The 19,985-nt window shown below is 54.9% G+C and carries 13 protein-coding genes; 7 read left to right on the top strand and 6 right to left on the bottom strand.

The annotated features are described in order from the left end of the window. A complete protein-coding gene (glpQ, locus tag O1722_RS07415) occupies window positions 1-1,062 on the top strand; it encodes a glycerophosphodiester phosphodiesterase (protein WP_017693020.1) in 1,062 nt (353 codons plus the stop codon). An 83-nt stretch (window positions 1,063-1,145) separates the two neighbouring features. On the opposite strand, the gene yfaE is transcribed toward glpQ, so the two are convergent. From yfaE to ubiG, 4 genes are all read right to left on the bottom strand, one after another. Beyond that, window positions 1,146-1,400 (bottom strand): class I ribonucleotide reductase maintenance protein YfaE, encoded by a 255-nt coding sequence (yfaE, locus tag O1722_RS07420; RefSeq protein WP_003859419.1) that lies wholly within the window; start codon window positions 1,398-1,400, stop codon window positions 1,146-1,148. Next, window positions 1,400-2,530: a class Ia ribonucleoside-diphosphate reductase subunit beta gene (gene nrdB, locus O1722_RS07425; RefSeq protein WP_026080618.1), complete on the bottom strand. Its 1,131-nt coding sequence runs from the start codon at window positions 2,528-2,530 to the stop codon at window positions 1,400-1,402. The genes yfaE and nrdB overlap by 1 nt, the downstream gene beginning before the upstream one ends. Window positions 2,531-2,638: 108 nt before the next feature. Beyond that, window positions 2,639-4,924: a class 1a ribonucleoside-diphosphate reductase subunit alpha gene (nrdA, locus tag O1722_RS07430; protein WP_033487366.1), complete on the bottom strand. Its 2,286-nt coding sequence runs from the start codon at window positions 4,922-4,924 to the stop codon at window positions 2,639-2,641. A gap of 349 nt (window positions 4,925-5,273) precedes the next feature. Continuing rightward, a complete protein-coding gene (ubiG, locus tag O1722_RS07435) occupies window positions 5,274-6,002 on the bottom strand; it encodes a bifunctional 2-polyprenyl-6-hydroxyphenol methylase/3-demethylubiquinol 3-O-methyltransferase UbiG (RefSeq protein ID WP_006811346.1) in 729 nt (242 codons plus the stop codon). 146 nt (window positions 6,003-6,148) lie between these two features. Between ubiG and gyrA the strand changes: the two genes are divergently transcribed. Then, window positions 6,149-8,785, top strand: coding sequence for a DNA topoisomerase (ATP-hydrolyzing) subunit A (gyrA, locus tag O1722_RS07440; protein WP_032634852.1), 2,637 nt, complete (start codon window positions 6,149-6,151; stop codon window positions 8,783-8,785). Window positions 8,786-8,920: 135 nt separating this feature from the next. Beyond that, complete coding sequence (gene rcsC, locus O1722_RS07445) at window positions 8,921-11,767, top strand: two-component system sensor histidine kinase RcsC (RefSeq protein ID WP_017693023.1); 2,847 nt, start codon at window positions 8,921-8,923, stop codon at window positions 11,765-11,767. An 84-nt stretch (window positions 11,768-11,851) separates the two neighbouring features. Here rcsC and rcsB read toward each other — a convergent pair whose 3' ends face one another. Further along, the gene (gene rcsB / locus O1722_RS07450; protein ID WP_003859405.1) at window positions 11,852-12,502 is read right to left on the bottom strand and encodes a response regulator transcription factor RcsB; all 651 of its coding nucleotides are present in this window, start codon (window positions 12,500-12,502) and stop codon (window positions 11,852-11,854) included. 16 nt (window positions 12,503-12,518) lie between these two features. After that, window positions 12,519-15,191, bottom strand: a complete 2,673-nt coding sequence (gene rcsD, locus O1722_RS07455) for a phosphotransferase RcsD (protein WP_017383411.1) — start codon at window positions 15,189-15,191, stop codon at window positions 12,519-12,521. Window positions 15,192-15,935: 744 nt separating this feature from the next. On the opposite strand from rcsD, the gene O1722_RS07460 reads away from it, so the two are divergent. The 4 genes from O1722_RS07460 (at window position 15,936) to alkB (ending at window position 19,978) form a co-directional block, all read left to right on the top strand. After that, window positions 15,936-17,027, top strand: coding sequence for a porin OmpC (locus O1722_RS07460; protein WP_033487364.1), 1,092 nt, complete (start codon window positions 15,936-15,938; stop codon window positions 17,025-17,027). 114 nt (window positions 17,028-17,141) lie between these two features. After that, on the top strand, window positions 17,142-18,197 hold the full coding sequence (gene apbE / locus O1722_RS07465; RefSeq protein ID WP_015572290.1) for an FAD:protein FMN transferase ApbE: 1,056 nt from the start codon (window positions 17,142-17,144) through the stop codon (window positions 18,195-18,197). Between the two features lie 72 nt (window positions 18,198-18,269). Beyond that, window positions 18,270-19,328, top strand: a complete 1,059-nt coding sequence (ada, locus tag O1722_RS07470; RefSeq protein WP_033487363.1) for a bifunctional DNA-binding transcriptional regulator/O6-methylguanine-DNA methyltransferase Ada — start codon at window positions 18,270-18,272, stop codon at window positions 19,326-19,328. Next, window positions 19,328-19,978, top strand: a complete 651-nt coding sequence (gene alkB, locus O1722_RS07475) for a DNA oxidative demethylase AlkB (protein WP_033487362.1) — start codon at window positions 19,328-19,330, stop codon at window positions 19,976-19,978. The genes ada and alkB overlap by 1 nt, the downstream gene beginning before the upstream one ends. The last annotated feature ends 7 nt before the right edge of the window (window positions 19,979-19,985 follow it).

The raw sequence follows: 19,985 nt of genomic DNA on the forward strand, positions 1-19,985 counted from the left end.
ATGAAATTAACTCAGTTAGCGACAGGCCTGCTGCTGGCGGGCCTGATGACAGGCTCCGCGCTGGCGGCGGATAAGATCGTGATCGCCCACCGTGGCGCCAGCGGTTATCTGCCGGAGCATACGCTGCCGGCAAAAGCGATGGCCTATGCCCAGGGCGCGGATTATCTGGAGCAGGATCTGGTGATGACGAAGGACGACCAGCTGGTCGTTCTGCATGACCACTATCTTGACCGCGTCACGGACGTGGCGGAGCGTTTCCCGGATCGCGCCCGTAAAGATGGTCGCTACTACGCCATCGACTTCACGTTGGCGGAGATCCGCTCACTGAAGTTTACCGAGGGCTTCGAGATTGAAAACGGTAAGAAGGTGCAGGTCTATCCGGGACGTTTCCCGATGGGCAAGTCTGACTTCCGTATTCACACCTTCGAAGAGGAGATCGAGTTTGTTCAGGGGCTGAACCACTCGACAGGCAAAAATATCGGTATCTACCCGGAAATCAAAGCGCCGTGGTTCCACCATCAGGAAGGGAAGGACATTGCCGCGAAGACGCTGGAGGTACTGAAAAAGTACGGCTACACCAGCAAGCAGGATAAGGTTTTCCTGCAATGTTTCGACGCCGCGGAACTGAAGCGCATCAAAACCGAGCTGGAGCCGAAAATGGGGATGGATCTCAATCTGGTGCAGCTGATTGCGTATACCGACTGGAATGAAACCCAGGAAAAACAGCCGGACGGGAAGTGGGTGAACTACAGCTACGACTGGATGTTTAAGCCGGGCGCGATGAAGCAGATTGCGCAGTACGCCGACGGCATCGGGCCGGATTACCACATGCTGGTGGCGGAAGGCTCAACGCCGGGTCACGTGAAGCTGACGGCGATGGTGAAAGAGGCGCATGCGAGCAAGATGCAGGTGCATCCGTATACCGTACGCGCAGACCAGCTGCCGGAGTATGCGACGGACGTGAATCAGCTTTACGACGTGCTGTATAACCAGGCGGATGTGGACGGGTTGTTTACGGATTTCCCGGATAAAGCGGTGAGCTTTTTGAAGGATAAACGCTGAAATTGCCGGGTGGCGGCTGCGCCTTACCCGGCCTACGAACTGCGGTTTTGTAGGTCGGGTCAGCGAAGCGCCACCCGACATAATTACATCTCGATCTCAATATCGCCTTTTGCCCGGCAGCAGCAGGGCAAAATCTCCCCTTCACTGATAAAGGCCAGCGGTTCGGTCAGCCAGTCTACCTGGCCTGCGACCAGACGGCAGCGGCAGGAGCCGCAGTAGCCTTCACGACACTGGTACTCTACTTCTACCTGATGCGCTTCAAGCGCCACCAGCAGAGAAGGGTGCTCTTCCTGGCACAACACCTCTGTACCAGAAAGGCTCAGCGTTACGCGGCTCATCAGAGCTGGAAATCGCTCAGGTCGTCGGTGTTGACTTCAGAATCAATCTGACCGACCAGATAAGAACTCACTTCCACTTCCTGCGGCGCAACCTGCACGTTATCGGACACCAGCCAGGTGTTGATCCACGGAATCGGGTTAGAGCGCGTCTGGAATGGCAGATCGAGACCCACAGCCTGCATGCGGATGTTAGTGATGTACTCCACGTACTGGCACAGAATGTCTTTGTTCAGGCCAATCATGGAGCCGTCGCGGAACAGGTAGTCTGCCCACTCTTTCTCCTGCTGGGCGGCCAGCACGAACAGATCGTAGCATTCCTGCTTGCACTCTTCGGCAATCGCAGCCATTTCCGGGTCGTCCGCGCCGCTGCGCAGCAGGTTCAGCATGTGCTGAGTCCCGGTCAGATGCAGGGCTTCGTCACGGGCGATCAGGCGGATGATTTTGGCGTTGCCTTCCATCAGCTTGCGCTCGGCAAAGGCGAAGGAGCAGGCGAAGCTCACGTAGAAGCGGATCGCTTCCAGCGCGTTAACGCTCATCAGGCACAGGTACAGCTGCTTTTTCAGGGCCCGCAGGTTTACGGTAATGGTTTTGCCGTTCACGTTATGCGTGCCTTCGCCCAGCAGATGCCAGTAGCTGGTCATCTCGATCAGCTCGTCGTAGTAGTGCGCAATGCCTTCCGCGCGCTTCTGGATCTGCTCGTTGGTGACGATATCGTCAAACACCACCGCCGGATCGTTCACGATGTTGCGGATGATGTGGGTGTAAGAGCGGGAGTGGATCGTCTCGGAGAACGCCCAGGTCTCTACCCAGGTTTCCAGCTCAGGAATCGAGATCAGCGGCAGCAGCGCCACGTTTGGACTACGACCCTGGATGGAGTCCAGCAGCGTCTGGTACTTCAGGTTGCTGAGGAAGATGTGCTTTTCGTGTTCCGGCAGTGCCTGGAAATCGATACGGTCGCGGGAAACGTCAACTTCTTCCGGACGCCAGAAGAAGGAGAGTTGCTTTTCAATCAGCTTTTCGAAGATGTCATATTTTTGCTGATCGTAGCGTGCCACGTTGACCGGCTGTCCGAAGAACATCGGCTCTTTGAGCTGGTCGTTTTTCGTCTGTGAAAAGGTGGTATATGCCATTGCGGTGAGTCCTGTGGTGTTATTTCCCCTCACCCCGGCCCTCTCCCACAGGGAGAGGGGGAAAGAGTTCCCTCTCCCTGTGGGAGAGGGTTAGGGTGAGGGAATTTATTAGATCTTACATGCGCCGCTTTCGCAGCCATCGTCCTGAATTGACGGCACCAGGTCGTCCTGGGCGTCTTCCGCACCATCACGGGTGTTGTGATAGTACAGCGTTTTCACGCCAAATTTGTAGGCGGTGAGCAGGTCCTTCAGCAGTTGCTGCATCGGAACCTTGCCAGACGGGAAGCGCGTTGGGTCGTAGTTGGTATTGGCAGAGATCGACTGGTCGATAAACTTCTGCATGATACCCACCAGTTGCAGATAGCCGTCGTTGTTTGGCATTTCCCACAGCAGCTCGTAGTTGTCACCCAGCGTTTCGTAATCCGGCACCACCTGACGCAGCACGCCGTCTTTCGACGCTTTGATGCTGACGTGGCCGCGCGGTGGCTCAATACCGTTGGTGGCGTTGGAGATCTGCGAAGAGGTCTCGGACGGCATCAGGGCAGAGAGCGTGGAGTTACGCAGGCCGTGAGTTTTAATGGACTCGCGCAGGCCTTCCCAGTCGAGGTGCAGCGGCTCGCTGACGATCGCATCCAGGTCTTTTTTGTAGGTGTCGATCGGCAGAATGCCTTTCGAGTAGGTGGTTTCGTTGAACCACGGGCACGCGCCTTGCTCTTTCGCCAGCTCGTTAGAGGCTTTCATCAGGTAGTACTGAATCGCTTCGAACGTCTGGTGCGTCAGATTGTTGGCGCTGCCGTCGGAGTAACGCTTGCCGTTTTTCGCCAGCCAGTAGGCGAAGTTGATCACGCCGATACCTAAAGTGCGACGGCCCATTGCGCCGCGTTTTGCCGCCGGGATTGGGTAATCCTGGTAATCCAGCAGGGCGTCGAGCGCACGAACCGCCAGCACCGCCAGCTCTTCCAGCTCGTCCAGGCTCTTAATCGCACCCAGGTTGAATGCGGACAGCGTACAGAGCGCGATTTCACCGTTTTCGTCGTTCACGTCTTCCAGCGGTTTGGTCGGCAGGGCGATCTCCAGGCACAGGTTGGACTGGCGCACTGGTGCAACCACCGGATCGAACGGGCTGTGGGTGTTGCAGTGGTCAACGTTCTGGATGTAGATACGACCGGTAGAGGCACGTTCCTGCATCATCAGGGAGAACAGATCGACCGCTTTCACGCGCTGCTTGCGGATGCTGTCGTCTTTTTCATATTTGGTGTACAGACGCTCGAACTCGTCCTGATCGGCGAAGAACGCGTCGTACAGACCCGGGACGTCGGACGGGCTGAACAGGGTGATGTCTTCCCCTTTCAGCAGACGGGTGTACATCAGCTTGTTGATCTGCACGCCGTAGTCCATGTGACGCACGCGGTTGCCTTCCACGCCGCGGTTGTTTTTCAGAACCAGCAGGCTTTCCACTTCCAGGTGCCACATCGGGTAGAACAGGGTCGCTGCACCACCACGCACGCCGCCCTGAGAGCAGGATTTTACTGCCGTCTGGAAGTGCTTGTAGAACGGAATACAGCCGGTGTGGAACGCTTCACCGCCGCGGATCGGGCTGCCCAGTGCACGGATACGGCCGGCGTTGATGCCGATACCGGCACGCTGGGAGACGTATTTCACGATGGCGCTGGAGGTCGCGTTGATGGAATCCAGGCTGTCACCACACTCGATCAGTACGCAGGAGCTGAACTGACGGGTAGGGGTACGCACGCCAGACATGATTGGCGTAGGCAGAGAAATCTTGAACGTAGAGACCGCATCGTAGAAACGCTTCACGTAGTCCAGACGGGTTTCACGCGGGTAATTAGAGAACAGGCAGGCGGCCACCAGAATATAGAGGAACTGGGCGCTCTCGTAGATTTCGCCCGTCACACGGTTCTGAACCAGGTATTTACCTTCGAGCTGCTTCACCGCCGCGTAGGAGAAGTTCATGTCGCGCCAGTGATCGATAAACCCGTTCATCTGCTCGAACTCTTCTTCCGTATAGTCTTCCAGCAGATGCGTGTCGTATTTGCCCAGCTCGACCATTTTCACTACGTGATCGTAAAGCTTCGGCGGCTCGAACTGGCCGTAGGCTTTTTTACGCAGGTGGAAAATCGCCAGACGCGCAGCGAGGTACTGATAATCCGGTGCGTCGCGGGAGATCAGATCTGCCGCGGCTTTGATAATGGTTTCGTGGATATCAGACGTTTTGATGCCGTCGTAGAACTGAATGTGAGAACGCAGTTCAACCTGGGAGATAGATACGTTGTTCAGTCCTTCTGCTGCCCAGTCGAGAACTCGATGGATTTTGTCCAGATTGATACGCTCGGTGGTACCGTCGCGCTTTGTCACCAGCAGACTCTGATTCATGTGGGTTTTTACCTGTCCGTGAAATAAAAAAATATCCCCCGCTTATCCACAGAACCGTCTTGTGACTAACTCTGTGGATAAATACTACATATAGGGGTTTTGCGATAAGAAGAACGCTATATGGTGAGTATTCTAGTATCGAATCTTTTCAGCACAAGGGTTGATTTTGACGTTAAATTGAGGTTGTGAAAGGGTAAAAAAGGCTAAGTCCTCGTGCCGTAAGGCCTGGAAGAGATGTCAATAATTAAGAAAAAAAATTCAAAATTTGATCGAGTGCTGATTTCTTCAACGGGAGGTCAGAATTGCGCAACATGATGTCGCGCAATCATTATAAGAATAACGGATGACGTTAGTCGTTTTTGGCGGTTGTGTGCAACATATAGTTAACATCCACACCTGGAGCAAGTTTGAATTTATCCGTCAGCGGATTGTAGTGCAGGCCCGTCATGTGCTGCTCCTTAAGCCATGTCTGGTCAACCCAGCCCAGCAGTTCGGCAGGCTTGATGAACTTCTTCACGTCGTGCGTCCCTTTCGGCACCATGCGCAGCACGTATTCCGCGCCTACCACGGCCATCAGCCAGGCTTTGCCGTTGCGGTTGATGGTCGAGAAGAAGACCTGTCCACCCGGTTTCACCAGTTTTGCACAGGCGCTGACCACCGACTGCGGATCGGGAACGTGCTCCAGCATCTCCATGCAGGTCACCACGTCATACTGGTGCGCATGTTTTGCCGCGTGCTCTTCCACGGTTTCCTGGACATATTCTACCTGTACGCCGGACTCCAGCGCATGAAGACGCGCAACCTGTAGAGGTTCGAAGCCCATGTCCAGACCGGTGACGGTGGCCCCTTCACGCGCCATACTTTCCGCCAGGATGCCGCCGCCGCAGCCGACGTCGAGCACTTTCTTACCGAACAGACCGCCGGAACGCTCCGCGATATAGCCCAGACGCAGCGGGTTAATACGATGCAGAGGTTTGAACTCACCTTCGAGATCCCACCAGCGGGACGCCACCGCTTCAAATTTGGCAATCTCTTCGTGGTCAACGTTGTGAGCCACCGGGGATTTTTCGGCATTCATGGGCGCTTTTACTCCTTATTTAGCAAGACAAATGAGTATATCAGGCAATCCCTGTGAATAAAGCGTATAGGTTTACCTGTATCACCGCGGCTGTGTTATAATTTGCGACCTTTGAATCCGGGATACAGTAGAGGGATAGCGGTTAGATGAGCGACCTTGCGAGAGAAATTACACCGGTTAACATCGAGGAAGAGCTGAAAAGCTCCTATCTGGACTATGCGATGTCGGTCATTGTTGGCCGTGCGCTGCCGGACGTCCGCGATGGCCTGAAGCCGGTACACCGTCGCGTACTATACGCCATGAACGTATTGGGCAATGACTGGAATAAAGCCTACAAAAAATCTGCCCGTGTCGTTGGTGACGTAATCGGTAAATACCATCCTCATGGTGATTACGCGGTGTACGACACCATTGTCCGTATGGCGCAGCCCTTCTCGCTGCGTTACATGCTGGTAGATGGTCAGGGTAACTTTGGTTCTATCGACGGCGACTCCGCCGCGGCAATGCGTTATACGGAAATCCGTCTGGCGAAGATTGCCCATGAGCTGATGGCTGACCTGGAAAAAGAGACGGTTGATTTCGTTGATAACTACGACGGCACGGAAAAAATTCCTGACGTTATGCCAACGAAGATCCCAAACCTGCTGGTGAACGGTTCGTCCGGTATCGCCGTCGGTATGGCAACCAACATTCCACCGCACAATATCACGGAAGTGATCAACGGCTGCCTGGCCTACATTGACGATGAAGACATCAGCATTGAAGGGCTGATGGAACACATCCCGGGCCCGGACTTCCCGACGGCGGCAATCATCAATGGCCGTCGCGGTATTGAAGAAGCGTACCGCACCGGTCGCGGCAAGATTTACATCCGTGCCCGCGCCGAAGTGGAAGCGGACGCTAAAACCGGCCGTGAAACCATTATTGTTCACGAGATCCCGTATCAGGTGAACAAAGCGCGACTGATTGAAAAAATCGCCGAGCTGGTAAAAGAAAAACGCGTTGAAGGCATCAGCGCGCTGCGTGACGAGTCTGATAAAGACGGTATGCGCATCGTGATTGAAATCAAGCGCGACGCGGTGGGTGAAGTTGTGCTGAACAACCTTTACTCCCAGACTCAGCTTCAGGTCTCCTTCGGTATCAACATGGTTGCGCTGCACCATGGCCAGCCGAAGATCATGAACCTGAAAGAGATCCTGAGCGCGTTCGTGCGTCACCGCCGTGAAGTGGTGACCCGTCGTACCATCTTCGAACTGCGCAAAGCGCGCGACCGTGCCCATATCCTTGAAGCACTGGCCGTTGCGCTGGCGAACATCGACCCGATCATCGAGCTGATCCGCCGTGCGCCGACGCCGGCAGAAGCGAAGGCGTCGCTGGTTGCGCGTCCATGGGATCTGGGCAACGTGGCGGCAATGCTGGAACGTGCCGGTGATGACGCTGCGCGTCCTGAGTGGCTGGAACCGGAATTCGGCGTGCGTGACGGTCAGTACTACCTGACTGAACAGCAGGCCCAGGCGATTCTGGATCTGCGTTTGCAGAAACTGACCGGCCTTGAGCATGAAAAACTGCTCGACGAGTACAAAGAGCTGCTGGAGCAGATTGCCGAGCTGCTGCATATCCTGGGTAGCGCAGAGCGCCTGATGGAAGTGATCCGTGAAGAGCTGGAGCTGGTTCGCGATCAGTTCGGCGACGAGCGTCGCACCGAAATCACAGCCAATAGCTCTGATATCAACATTGAAGATCTGATCAACCGCGAAGACGTGGTAGTGACGCTGTCTCACCAGGGCTACGTGAAGTATCAGCCGTTGACCGACTACGAAGCACAGCGTCGTGGCGGTAAAGGCAAATCTGCGGCGCGTATTAAAGAAGAAGACTTCATTGACCGTCTGCTGGTGGCCAACACCCACGACACGATCCTCTGCTTCTCCAGCCGGGGCCGTCTGTACTGGATGAAAGTCTATCAGCTGCCGGAAGCGAGCCGTGGCGCGCGGGGTCGTCCTATCGTCAACCTGCTGCCGCTGGAAGCGAACGAACGTATCACCGCTATTCTGCCGGTACGCGAGTACGAAGAGGGCGTGAACGTCTTTATGGCGACCGCGAGCGGTACCGTGAAGAAAACCGCGCTGACCGAGTTCAGCCGTCCACGTTCTGCCGGGATCATCGCGGTGAACCTGAACGAAGGCGATGAGCTGATCGGCGTGGATCTGACCTCCGGTTCTGATGAAGTCATGCTGTTCTCTGCCGCCGGTAAAGTGGTGCGCTTTAAAGAGAACGCCGTGCGCGCAATGGGTCGTACGGCGACCGGCGTGCGTGGTATCAAGCTGGCGGGTGAAGACAGCGTGGTTTCCCTGATCGTTCCTCGTGGCGAAGGCGCAATCCTGACCGTCACCCAGAACGGTTACGGTAAACGTACGGCGGAAAGCGAATACCCGACCAAGTCTCGCGGCACGCAGGGCGTTATCTCCATCAAAGTGACCGAGCGCAACGGTTCCGTTGTTGGCGCGGTGCAGGTGGACGACGCGGACCAGATCATGATGATCACCGATGCCGGTACGCTGGTGCGTACCCGCGTGTCTGAGATCAGCGTGGTGGGTCGTAACACCCAGGGCGTAATCCTCATCCGTACTGCGGAAGATGAAAACGTCGTCGGTCTGCAACGCGTTGCTGAGCCGGTGGATGACGAAGAGCTCGACTCTATCGACGGCAGCGTTGCGGAAGGGGATGATGAAATCGCCCCGGAAGCGGACACCGATGATGAAGTAGCGGATGACGCTGACGAGTAACGTCTCCTGACGCGTAAAGGGCCGGTTTCCGGCCCTTTTGTTTTGCGCAAGCAGACAAGTGAACGTTGCGACAAGCCGCGTTTACCGCTACCTTAACCACATTCTTTTTGACCCCGACGGCGGAGCCTCGCCCCTTTGAAATACCTCGTCTCCTTTCGTACCACGTTAAAAGTCTCTCGCTATCTGTTTCGGGCGCTTGCGCTACTGCTATGGTTGCTGGTGGCACTGCTCTCGGTGTTTTACATCGTTAACGCGTTACACCAGAAAGAAGCGGAGATCCGCCAGGAGTTTAACTTAAGCTCGGATCAGGCTCAGCGCTATATCCAGCGCACGTCTGACGTGATGAAAGAGCTTAAGTATATTGCTGAGAATCGACTCACGGCGGAGAACGGCATTCTTGCTATCCGCGGTCGGGATGAAAAAACCGAAGTACCTGATTTCGAACCGCTCTTCCCGGACTCCGATTGTTCCGCCATGAGCAAAGCCTGGCGTGGTTCACTGGAGTCCCTCTCATGGTTTATGCGCTACTGGCGCGATAATTTCTCGGCCGCCTACGATCTGAACCGTGTCTACCTGATTGGCAACGAAAATCTCTGCATGGCGGATTTCGGCCTGCGGGATATGCCCGTCGAACGCGAAGACGCGCTGAAAAGTCTGCATGAGCGTATAGTGAAATACCGCAATGCGCCTCAGGAAGAGCGCGGGAACAACATCTTCTGGATAAGCCAGGGGCCGCGCATGGGCGTCGGCTATTTCTATGCCCTGACTCCGGTTTACCTCGGAAACCGCCTGCAAGCGCTGCTGGGGATTGAACAAACCATCCGTATGGAAAACTTCTTCACGCCGGGCAGTCTGCCGATGGGCGTGACCATTCTGGATGAAAACGGCCATCCGCTCATCTCCCTTACCGGGCCTGAAAACCGCCTGAAGGTGGAACCCAGCTGGATGCAGGAGCGGTCATGGTTTGGCTATACCTCCGGGTTCCGCGAGCTGGTGCTGAAGAAAAGTTTACCGCCATCGTCGCTGAGCATTGTCTACTCGCTGCCGGTGGACAAGGTCCTGGAGCGCATTCGCATCCTGATCCTTAACGCCATTTTGCTAAACATCGCGGTAGGCGTCGCGCTGTTTATGCTGGCGAGAATGTATGAGCGGCGGATCTTTATTCCTGCGGAAGCGGATGCTCAGCGTCTGGAAGAGCATGAGCAGTTTAACCGTAAAATTGTCGCCTCGGCGCCGGTAGGGATCTGCATCCTGCGTACTCAGGACGGGACAAATATCCTCAGTAACGAGCTTGCCCATAACTACCTGAACATGCTCACGCATGAAGACCGCCAGCGGTTAACGCAGATCATCTGCGGTCAGCAGGTTAACTTTGTGGATGTGCTGACCAGCACCCACACCAACCTGCAAATCAGCTTCGTCCATTCTCGCTACCGCAATGAAAACGTGGCCATTTGCGTGCTGGTGGACGTCTCTGCGCGCGTGAAAATGGAAGAGTCATTGCAGGATATGGCGCAGGCGGCGGAGCAGGCCAGTCAGTCGAAATCGATGTTCCTCGCGACCGTCAGCCATGAGCTGCGAACGCCGCTGTACGGCATTATCGGTAACCTCGACCTGCTCCAGACCAAAGAGCTGCCGAAAGGGGTCGACCGGCTGGTGACGGCCATGAACAACTCGTCCAGCCTGCTGCTGAAAATCATCAGCGATATTCTCGATTTCTCTAAAATTGAATCCGAGCAGTTGAAAATAGAGCCGCGCGAGTTCTCCCCGCGCGAAGTGATGAACCATATCTGCGCTAACTACCTGCCGCTGGTGGTGCGTAAACAGCTTGGGCTGTACTGCTTTATCGAGCCGGATGTGCCGCTGACGCTGCATGGCGATCCGATGCGTCTGCAACAGGTCATCTCAAACCTGCTGAGCAACGCCATCAAATTCACCGATATCGGCTGTATTGTGCTGCACGTCTGTCGGGCAGGGGAGTACCTGACCATTCGCGTGCGCGACACGGGTGTTGGCATTCCGGCGAAAGAGGTCGTTCGCCTGTTCGATCCGTTCTTCCAGGTGGGAACCGGCGTCCAGCGTAATTTCCAGGGGACCGGGCTAGGTCTGGCGATTTGCGAGAAGCTTATCAGTATGATGGATGGAGATATCTCCGTCGATACAGAGCCAGGCATGGGCAGCCAGTTCACCATTCGTATTCCGCTCTATTCGGCGCACTATCCGGCGAAAACCACCGTCGACGGGCTGAGCGATAAGCACTGCTGGCTGGCGGTGCACAACGCCTCCTTACATGATTTCCTGACCTCGATGCTGACCAGCAGCGGCGTGCGGGTTTCACGCTACGAAGGCCAGACGCCGGACGCGGATGACATGCTGATCACCGACGTTGAGCCGGAGCAGGCGTGGGCGGGGCGCGGCGTAGTGATGTTCTGCCGCCGTCATATCGGTATTCCGCTTGAGCGTTCGCCTGGGGTATGGGTGCACAGCGTGGCGACACCGCACGAGCTGCTGGGCTTGCTGGCGCGTATTTACAGCGTGCAGCTTGAGGACAGCGACGGCGCCACCGTGCTGGCTTCCCCTGATGAGCTGGCGTCGGTGAACGACGATATGATGATTCTGGTCGTCGACGATCATCCGATTAACCGTCGTCTGCTCGCAGATCAGCTTGGCTCTCTGGGCTATCAGTGTAAAACGGCCAATGATGGCGTGGATGCCCTGAATGTCTTAAGTAAGAACCATATTGATATTGTGCTCAGCGATGTGAACATGCCTAACATGGACGGCTACCGTCTGACGCAGCGTATCCGACAGCTGGGGCTGACGCTGCCGGTGGTGGGGGTGACAGCCAACGCGCTGGCGGAGGAGAAGCAGCGCTGTCTGGAATCGGGAATGGACAGCTGCCTGTCGAAGCCGGTCACGCTGGATGTACTGAAGCAGACACTGTCCGTGTATGCGGAGCGGGTACGAAAAGCGAGACAATAAAAAAGGCCCGAAAGGGCCTTTTTTATTTCTCCGGCGGCTGTAGGCCGGGTAAGCGCGAGCGCCACCCGGCGTAGACAGCGAAGATCAATCTTTGTCCGTTGCGCTCAGCGTCACGGAAGAGAGATAGTTCAGCAGGGCGATATCGTTATCAACACCCAGCTTCATCATCGCGGATTTTTTCTGGCTACTGATGGTTTTAATACTGCGGTTCAGCTTTTTGGCGATTTCAGTGACCAGGAAACCTTCAGCGAACAGACGCAGAACTTCACTCTCTTTAGGCGAGAGACGCTTGTCGCCATAACCACCCGCGCTGATTTTTTCAAGCAGGCGTGAGACGCTCTCAGGAGTGAATTTCTTCCCTTTCTGTAGCGCCGCCAGCGCTTTTGGCAGATCGGTAGGTGCGCCTTGTTTCAGCACAATCCCTTCAATATCGAGATCCAGAACGGCGCTCAGGATCGCCGGGTTATTGTTCATGGTCAGAACAATGATCGAAATGTCCGGGAAGTGGCGTTTAATGTATTTGATGAGCGTGATCCCATCACCGTACTTATCTCCAGGCATGGAGAGATCGGTAATGAGCACGTGCGCATCAAGTTTAGGCAAATTGTTAATGAGGGCTGTGGAATCTTCAAATTCACCGACTACATTCACCCACTCGATCTGTTCAAGTGATTTGCGAATACCGAACAGTACAATCGGATGGTCATCGGCAATAATTACGTTCATATTGTTCATGTATAAGGCTACCTTGCTACAGCAAGCTCTTGACGTAAGCGTCAATGTCGCTGATGTATTTTTCAATGCCAGAGGCATCTTTCTCACGAATTAGATGTTCCAGCGTTTCACATAACTGCTTGCCGGGAACCAGATTAAGCATGGCAAACACCCCTTTAAGCCGGTGTGCTGTCTGTGCCAGCGCTGCAAAATCCTGCGCAGCGGACTCAGTATACAACCGCTTAACATCATCTGGTACTGTATCAACGAAGAGCGAATAATATCCGCTGGCATGGAGTTCGGCATTTTCATCGCCGCCTAACGGTGACTCCAGGATCTCTTCCTGCGCCAGATTCTCTTCAATCAGTTGTAATACAGCTTCCTGCATTGCATTGCTCATATTAAAGTTGACGCGCAGCTGCCCAGGGCCGATTTTCCGCACGCCTGGCTCATCATCGCTTAAAAGCAAGCCTGAGGCAGTAAGATTAGACGGATTATCAGTTAAAAATAGATCAAATTCTTGACTCGCGAGCCTTTCGTCCGGGGTAATGCAGGACGCCCCCCAGTTTTCCAGCTGACGAACGACGATATTACGGATCTCACTGGAGGTCACATCCACCATCACCACCACATCGTCCAGCAGACGCTCTTCATCCTCTTCCTGGGGATTCGCCGCCATTTTCACGTGTAAAGAGTAGCGGGTGCCGAGGGATTCGCGGGCCTTAATGTTCAGATGACCGCCCAGCTTACGCGCCAGCTGATCGCAAAGCCAGAAGGTGAGGGCATTCGCCTTACCGTAGTGGTCGCGCTGGGTATCGTTCAGGAACGGGAAGTGCAGGTTATCAATTTCGCTCACTGTGACGCCTTCGCCCGTATCCAGAATGCGGAACGTCAGACGATCGTCGGTGGACTCATCGGTGCTGACTTCAAGGGTGATCTTGCCGATCTGCGTCGTGGTGACGGCATACTGTATCAACATCATCAGGATGCGACGCAGGGCATCGCGATCGCCGTGACGTTCGTCGTTGGCCGGTAAATGGTTGTTGATCAGCAGCTGGAGTCCCTTGCGCTTGATCACCGGCAGGACTTCCGGCACCACCTCATCAATCAGGTCCTGAATGGAGAAGAGCGTAGGGGTGCCCTTCCAGATGTCATTCTCCAGCATGTTCGCAAGCTGGATTTCGTCCACCAGACGAACCAGGGAGTCGGCCTGGCTGCTGAGCTGTCGGCTTTCCGGCGTGCTCAGATCAGCAATCTGCGTGGCGAGTGACTTCAACGGTTGTTTAAAGGCATCGCCAATATTTTGCATAAACGCCGCGCGGCCATGTTGGTTTTTCTCGTACAGCCTTTGCGCCTGCTTGAGCTTTTTATTCACCAGCACTTCGCGATCCTGATCGCGAATGATGAAGATTTGCGTGCGCGAGGCGACCTGACTGCGGAACTGACGGATCTCATACAGTTCATTATTAACGGTGGCCTGAATAACGCCCTGGTGCTGGTCCGCCATGGCCGTAATATTTTGCAGGTTAAGATGCGGCAGAAGGTGATCGGCAATTTTATTGCTCATTACCGTGCGGTTAGCCTCCTGGTCGTGAACGAGCACCCCAAGCGGCAGCACGGAAATAATCTCTTCATTCAGGGCACGAAGAATGCGCAACTCGTTGCTGGTCCCGGCTGATACCGACGTCGAGTCGCTCTGGCGGCCCGACTGGAAACGGAAGGTGCTGTAGCCAAACAGCGCCAGCGCCAGCAGGCCAATATTCAGCAAAAGCGGCAGCAGAATGTTTTGCAGAGTATCAAGCATCAGGGTGCCAAAAGGCACCTGCCACACCAGACGCATACCGGTTGAGTTGAGCGATGAGGCAATCTCAATCTTTGAGCCATTAAAGGAGATCGCTACGCTGTCCGCGCCTTCTTTATCCGACGGCGTGCGCATATTTTGGGTGCTGTTGTCTGGCTCCAGACGGAAACTGTCCAGCGGCATATCCGGTGGGATGAGATCGTTAATCGGCAGGTCGAAGGCAACCACGGTCGCCAGATGGCCCGGCTGGTTAAAGGTGGTTCGCAGCGTAAAGTAGTGGCCATTCTGCCAGGCAAGACGGCGAAGCGACGAGAAACTTTCTCGCTCGTCCAGCGCGTTGGCCTGTTGCAGCATTTCTGCCCGACGGGAATCCACAATACTGCCAACGGTGGTCTCTTTAAAGCCGGAGGAGAGATCCTTAAGCGGCAGGGTCGAGATCAGGATCATGCTGTTGTCCTGACCGTTCAGGTAATACATTGACCACGGTACGGTCTCGGCGCCCCACAGGGTGTCCAGATAGGAGGAGATCCGCTGCGTCATCTCAAGCGTTGCGCTGTCGTGCGAGCCGAAAATCAGGGCTTCCGTCTTGCGCTGCGGTTTTTCAAGGTAATACACATCCTGCTTAAGGCGCGTTTCCTGCAACCCTTCGCCTGACGAGGTGGCAGGCGCGGCAGCGATATTGTCGTAGATTTGCCAGGTCGCATAGCGCCACGTATCAATGCGCTTATGCACCGCATGGGTGATATCGACGATTTGATAGCTTTTATCTTTAAGCCAGGTATTAACGGCGCTCTGAACCATCACCCCCATTGTGACTAACAGCACAACGATCAACAGAAGAAAGAAACGGGTGATGCTGCCCGGTAGAAGGGAGAATTTGCTCGGGGCGGTAGTTTCAGTCTGACTCATCGATGTGTTTAACCCGTAATGGCCGCGCGGTAATGGGATAGGGCAGTATAAAGGGTAATAACTGAATTTCCAGCGTCGTTAACGGTATGACCTTGACTTTTTATCCGGGTAACCGGCTTCAACGTCCCCGGATGAAAGGTGTACAAAACCCCGTGAAATGTATAAATACGCGATCGCACCGGCAGGAAAATAGCACGAATAAACAAGAAATTAATTTCAATAGCATAAAAAAGAATTCAGCGAAAGCCGGAATCTGGATTTAGTTAATAGTCGTTATCATTTCTGAGGGGTAGCACATAAAATGTAGGCTGACGTAAAGAAAGGTAAAAAAAAACCGAATGCGAAGCATCCGGTTCAATTAGGGATAAACAGACATTCAGAACTGAATGACGGTAATAAATAAAGTTAATGATGATAGCGAGAGTTATTTTAGTGGTGTTGAAGGGAATTTTTTTGTCATTCAGTGCTGTACCGTTTTTTAAGCTAATCACTTGTATTAAATAGAATATATTTTTGTTTTGATTATCCGTGCTATATTTTTAAACTATTTATGCTCTGTAAAAGTTCCTTCAAATTTACAAATTGAAACATGTTGATGGTAAAGTGAAACATCTTCAAAGTTTTCGTATCATATTCCTGTTGGATTATTCTGCATTTTTGAGGAGAATGAACTTGCCGACTGGTTAAGAGGGTTGACCAGTAAGCAGTGGTAAATAATAAGGCATATAACAGAGGGTTAATAAAATGAAAGTTAAAGTACTGTCCCTCCTGGTACCAGCTCTGCTGGTGGCAGGCGCAGCAAATGCGGCTGAAATTTATAACAAAGACGGCAACAAATTAGATCTGTACGGTAAAGTGGATGGTCTGCACTATTTCTCTGATGACGACAGTGCAGACGGCGACCAGACCTACATGCGTCTGGGCTTCAAAGGCGAAACTCAGGTTAACGACCAGCTGACCGGTTACGGCCAGTGGGAATACCAGATCCAGGGTAACTCTGGTGAGAACGAAAACAACTCATGGACGCGTGTGGCGTTCGCAGGTCTGAAATTCGCGGATGCGGGTTCATTCGACTACGGTCGTAACTACGGCGTTGTTTACGATGTGACTTCCTGGACCGACGTTCTGCCGGAATTCGGCGGCGATACCTACGGTTCTGACAACTTCATGCAGCAGCGTGGTAACGGCTTCGCGACCTACCGTAACCAGGACTTCTTCGGTCTGGTTGATGGTCTGAACTTCGCGTTGCAGTACCAGGGTAAAAACGGCAGCCCAAGCGGCGAAGGCCAGACCAACAACGGTCGTGAGGCACTGCGTCAGAACGGTGATGGCTACGGTGGCTCTCTGACCTACGATCTGGGCGAAGGCTTCGCACTCGGTACGGCGGTCACCAGCTCTAAACGTACTGATGACCAGAACGCCATGGCCTACGGTAACGGCGATCGCGCAGAGATCTACACCGGTGGTCTGAAATACGACGCGAACAACATCTACCTGGCTGCACAGTATACTCAGACTTACAACGCGACCCGTGCGGGCGACCTGGGCTGGGCTAACAAAGCGCAGAACTTCGAAGTGGTTGCGCAGTATCAGTTCGACTTCGGTCTGCGTCCATCCGTGGCGTACCTGCAATCTAAAGGTAAGGACCTGGAAAACGGCTACGGCGACCAGGATCTGCTGAAATATGTTGATGTTGGCGCGACTTACTACTTCAACAAAAACATGTCCACCTACGTTGATTACAAAATCAACCTGGTTGATGAGAACGACTTCACTCGCGCAGCAGGTATCGGTACTGACGATATCGTCGCGCTGGGTCTGGTTTACCAGTTCTAATTGCTCATACAGCGACAAAGGGGCCATCAGGCCCCTTTTTTCATGCTTTTTTAGGGTCTTACAAATACGCTGTTTTAGTGTACTCTTGCCGCCCTGGCATGAGGATAATAACCAATGGATATGACTTTTTTACGCGCCAGCGTTCTGGCGACTTTTTTACTCCTGACCGCGTGTGACTCTTCCACACAGCCCGCAAAAATCGACGCACCCGCCGCGACGGTGCTGGAAGGGAAAACCATGGGGACCTTCTGGCGCGTCAGCGTGATGGATATTGATAAATCCCGCGCTGAAGAATTACGCGGTAAAATTCAGGCGCAGCTGGATGCCGACGATCAGCTACTCTCTACCTATAAAAATGACTCAGCGCTGATGCGTTTCAATCGCTCCAGCAGCACCTCGCTGTGGCCGGTGAGCGAAGCGATGGCCGATATCGTCACGGAATCCATGCGCGTGGGCTACAAAACCAATGGCGCAATGGATGTGACCGTGGGGCCGCTGGTGAACCTGTGGGGATTTGGCCCCAACAAGCAGCCGGTGACTACACCCGATCAAGCCGCCATCGACGACGCCCGCGCCCGTACAGGGTTACAGCATCTGGCGGTGATCTCCCAGTACGGTCAGCAATACCTGCAAAAAGATATTCCCGACCTGTTTGTCGATCTCTCCACGGTAGGCGAGGGGTATGCTGCGGATCATCTCGCGGCCCTGATGGCGCAGGAAGGCATTCCGCGTTATCTGGTTTCCGTCGGGGGCGCGCTCGTCAGCCGGGGCATGAACGCCAGCGGCAGGCCGTGGCGAGTGGCCATCCAAAAACCAACCGATCAGCAGAACGCAGTGCAGGCGATTGTCGACATCAACGGGCACGGTATAAGCACCTCCGGAAGCTACCGCAACTATTACGAGCTGGATGGCAAACGTATCTCGCACGTGATTGATCCGCAAACCGGACGCCCGATTACCCACAACCTGGTGTCCGTGACGGTGATAGCCCCAACCGCGCTGGAAGCGGATGCCTGGGATACCGGATTGATGGTGCTCGGCACGGAGAAGGCCAAAGAGGTGGTGCGTCAGGAAGGGCTGGCCGTCTATATGATCACCAAAGAGGCTGACGGATTTAAAACCTGGAGTTCGCCGCAGTTCAACAGCTTCCTGGTGAGCGAAAAAAATTAAAAAGCAAGGTTGCGGGTTTTTGTTCGGTGGCGTTCAGGCAAGCTGAGCGTATGCTTGTAAGAGGAGCCGATAATGAAAAACACAACCTATCTTACCGATGAGGATCGCTGGCAGGCCGTACTGGCCCGCGATCCGCGTGCGGATAACCAGTTTGTCTTTGCCGTGCAGACGACCGGCATTTATTGTCGTCCGTCCTGCCGCGCCCGCCACGCGCTGCGTAAAAATGTCTGCTTTTATCCTGATGCTCACCAGGCCGCGCAGGCGGGTTTCCGCCCCTGTAAGCGCTGTAGGCCGGACCAGGTCGACCCTATGGCGCAGAAAAAGGCCAACATTGCGCTGGCCTGTCGACTGCTTGAACAGGATGCCGCGCTGAACCTGGAGGCACTGGCGCAGCAGGTTGCCATGAGTCCGTTCCATTTCCACCGCTTGTTTAAATCCGTCACCGGCATGACGCCGAAAGCATGGCAGCAGGCCGCGCGTGAACAACGCCTGCGCACCCTGCTTGCACAGGGCGGTAAAATCACCGACGCCGTACTGGCCGCTGGCTTTCCGGACGGCAGCAGCTACTACCGTAAAGCCAACGGCGCGCTGGGCATGACGGCAAAACAGTACCGCAACGGAGAGGCTGCGGTCCGCTATGCCATCAGTGACTGCTCGCTGGGCCGCTGTCTGGTGGCGGAAAGCGAGCGCGGGATCTGCGCAATACTGCTGGGTGATGACGACGCCGGGCTGACGGCTGAGCTGCTGTCACTGTTTCCGCTTGCCTTCCGTGAACCGATGGAAGGCGCGTTTGCCGGGCGTGTTCGGCAGGTTATTGCCTCTGTCGACAGCCGCGCGACGCCGCTGATGCTGCCGCTGGATATCCGTGGTACCGCCTTCCAGCAGCAGGTCTGGCAGGCGCTGCGGGATATCCCCTGCGGTGAAACGGCAAGCTATCAGCAGGTGGCGAAGGCCATTGGTAAACCCAATGCCGTACGTGCCGTGGCGGGGGCCTGCGGTGCCAACAAACTGGCGATAGTCATCCCCTGTCACCGCGTGGTGCGTAACGACGGTGCGCTGTCGGGTTATCGCTGGGGCGCAGCGCGTAAGATGCTATTGTTGAAACGTGAGGCGAACAACCCGGAGGGATAATGCTCGATCTTTTTGCTGATGCTGAACCCTGGCACGAGCCGCTCGCGCCGGGGGCGACGATCCTGAGACGCTTCGCGCTTTCCCGCGCGGCGGCGCTGTTCGACGGTATTGATGCCGTTACCGCTTGTTCACCGTTTCGCCATATGGTTACGCCGGGCGGGTATACCATGTCCGTGGCGATGACCAACTGCGGCGAACTGGGATGGGCGACGAATGAGCGGAGCTATGTATATGCCGCGAACGATCCGCTGACGGATCAGCCGTGGCCGCCGATGCCGGAGGCGTTTCAGGCGCTGTGTCATGACGCCGCCGTGGCGGCCGGTTATCCTGATTTTCGACCCGATGCCTGTCTTATCAACCGCTATGCCGTTGGGGCAAAGCTCTCCTTGCATCAGGATAAGGACGAGCCGGACCTGCGCGCGCCGATCGTCTCGGTATCCCTTGGGCTGCCCGCTGTCTTTCAGTTTGGCGGCCTGCGGCGCAACGACCCGCTCAAACGGCTGATGCTGGAGCATGGTGATGTGGTGGTCTGGGGCGGTGAATCACGGCTTTTTTACCACGGTATTCAGCCGCTTAAACCTGGCGATCACCCGGTGGCGGGGGCATTTCGCTACAACCTCACGTTCCGTCAGGCGGCATACAGAGAATAAAAATAAG

This window comes from Enterobacter cloacae complex sp. HYC003_NIDB (assembly GCF_056673375.1).

What these genes read in the sequence shown, in the direction of transcription:
- apbE (WP_015572290.1), top strand. Translation starts at nt 17,142, where the DNA reads ATGGATATGACTTTTTTACGCGCCAGCGTTCTGGCGACTTTTTTACTC.
- alkB (WP_033487362.1), top strand. Translation starts at nt 19,328, where the DNA reads ATGCTCGATCTTTTTGCTGATGCTGAACCCTGGCACGAGCCGCTCGCG.
- nrdA (WP_033487366.1), bottom strand. Translation starts at nt 4,924, where the DNA reads ATGAATCAGAGTCTGCTGGTGACAAAGCGCGACGGTACCACCGAGCGT.
- ada (WP_033487363.1), top strand. Translation starts at nt 18,270, where the DNA reads ATGAAAAACACAACCTATCTTACCGATGAGGATCGCTGGCAGGCCGTA.
- rcsD (WP_017383411.1), bottom strand. Translation starts at nt 15,191, where the DNA reads ATGAGTCAGACTGAAACTACCGCCCCGAGCAAATTCTCCCTTCTACCG.
- O1722_RS07460 (WP_033487364.1), top strand. Translation starts at nt 15,936, where the DNA reads ATGAAAGTTAAAGTACTGTCCCTCCTGGTACCAGCTCTGCTGGTGGCA.
- gyrA (WP_032634852.1), top strand. Translation starts at nt 6,149, where the DNA reads ATGAGCGACCTTGCGAGAGAAATTACACCGGTTAACATCGAGGAAGAG.
- glpQ (WP_017693020.1), top strand. Translation starts at nt 1, where the DNA reads ATGAAATTAACTCAGTTAGCGACAGGCCTGCTGCTGGCGGGCCTGATG.
- nrdB (WP_026080618.1), bottom strand. Translation starts at nt 2,530, where the DNA reads ATGGCATATACCACCTTTTCACAGACGAAAAACGACCAGCTCAAAGAG.
- rcsB (WP_003859405.1), bottom strand. Translation starts at nt 12,502, where the DNA reads ATGAACAATATGAACGTAATTATTGCCGATGACCATCCGATTGTACTG.
- yfaE (WP_003859419.1), bottom strand. Translation starts at nt 1,400, where the DNA reads ATGAGCCGCGTAACGCTGAGCCTTTCTGGTACAGAGGTGTTGTGCCAG.
- ubiG (WP_006811346.1), bottom strand. Translation starts at nt 6,002, where the DNA reads ATGAATGCCGAAAAATCCCCGGTGGCTCACAACGTTGACCACGAAGAG.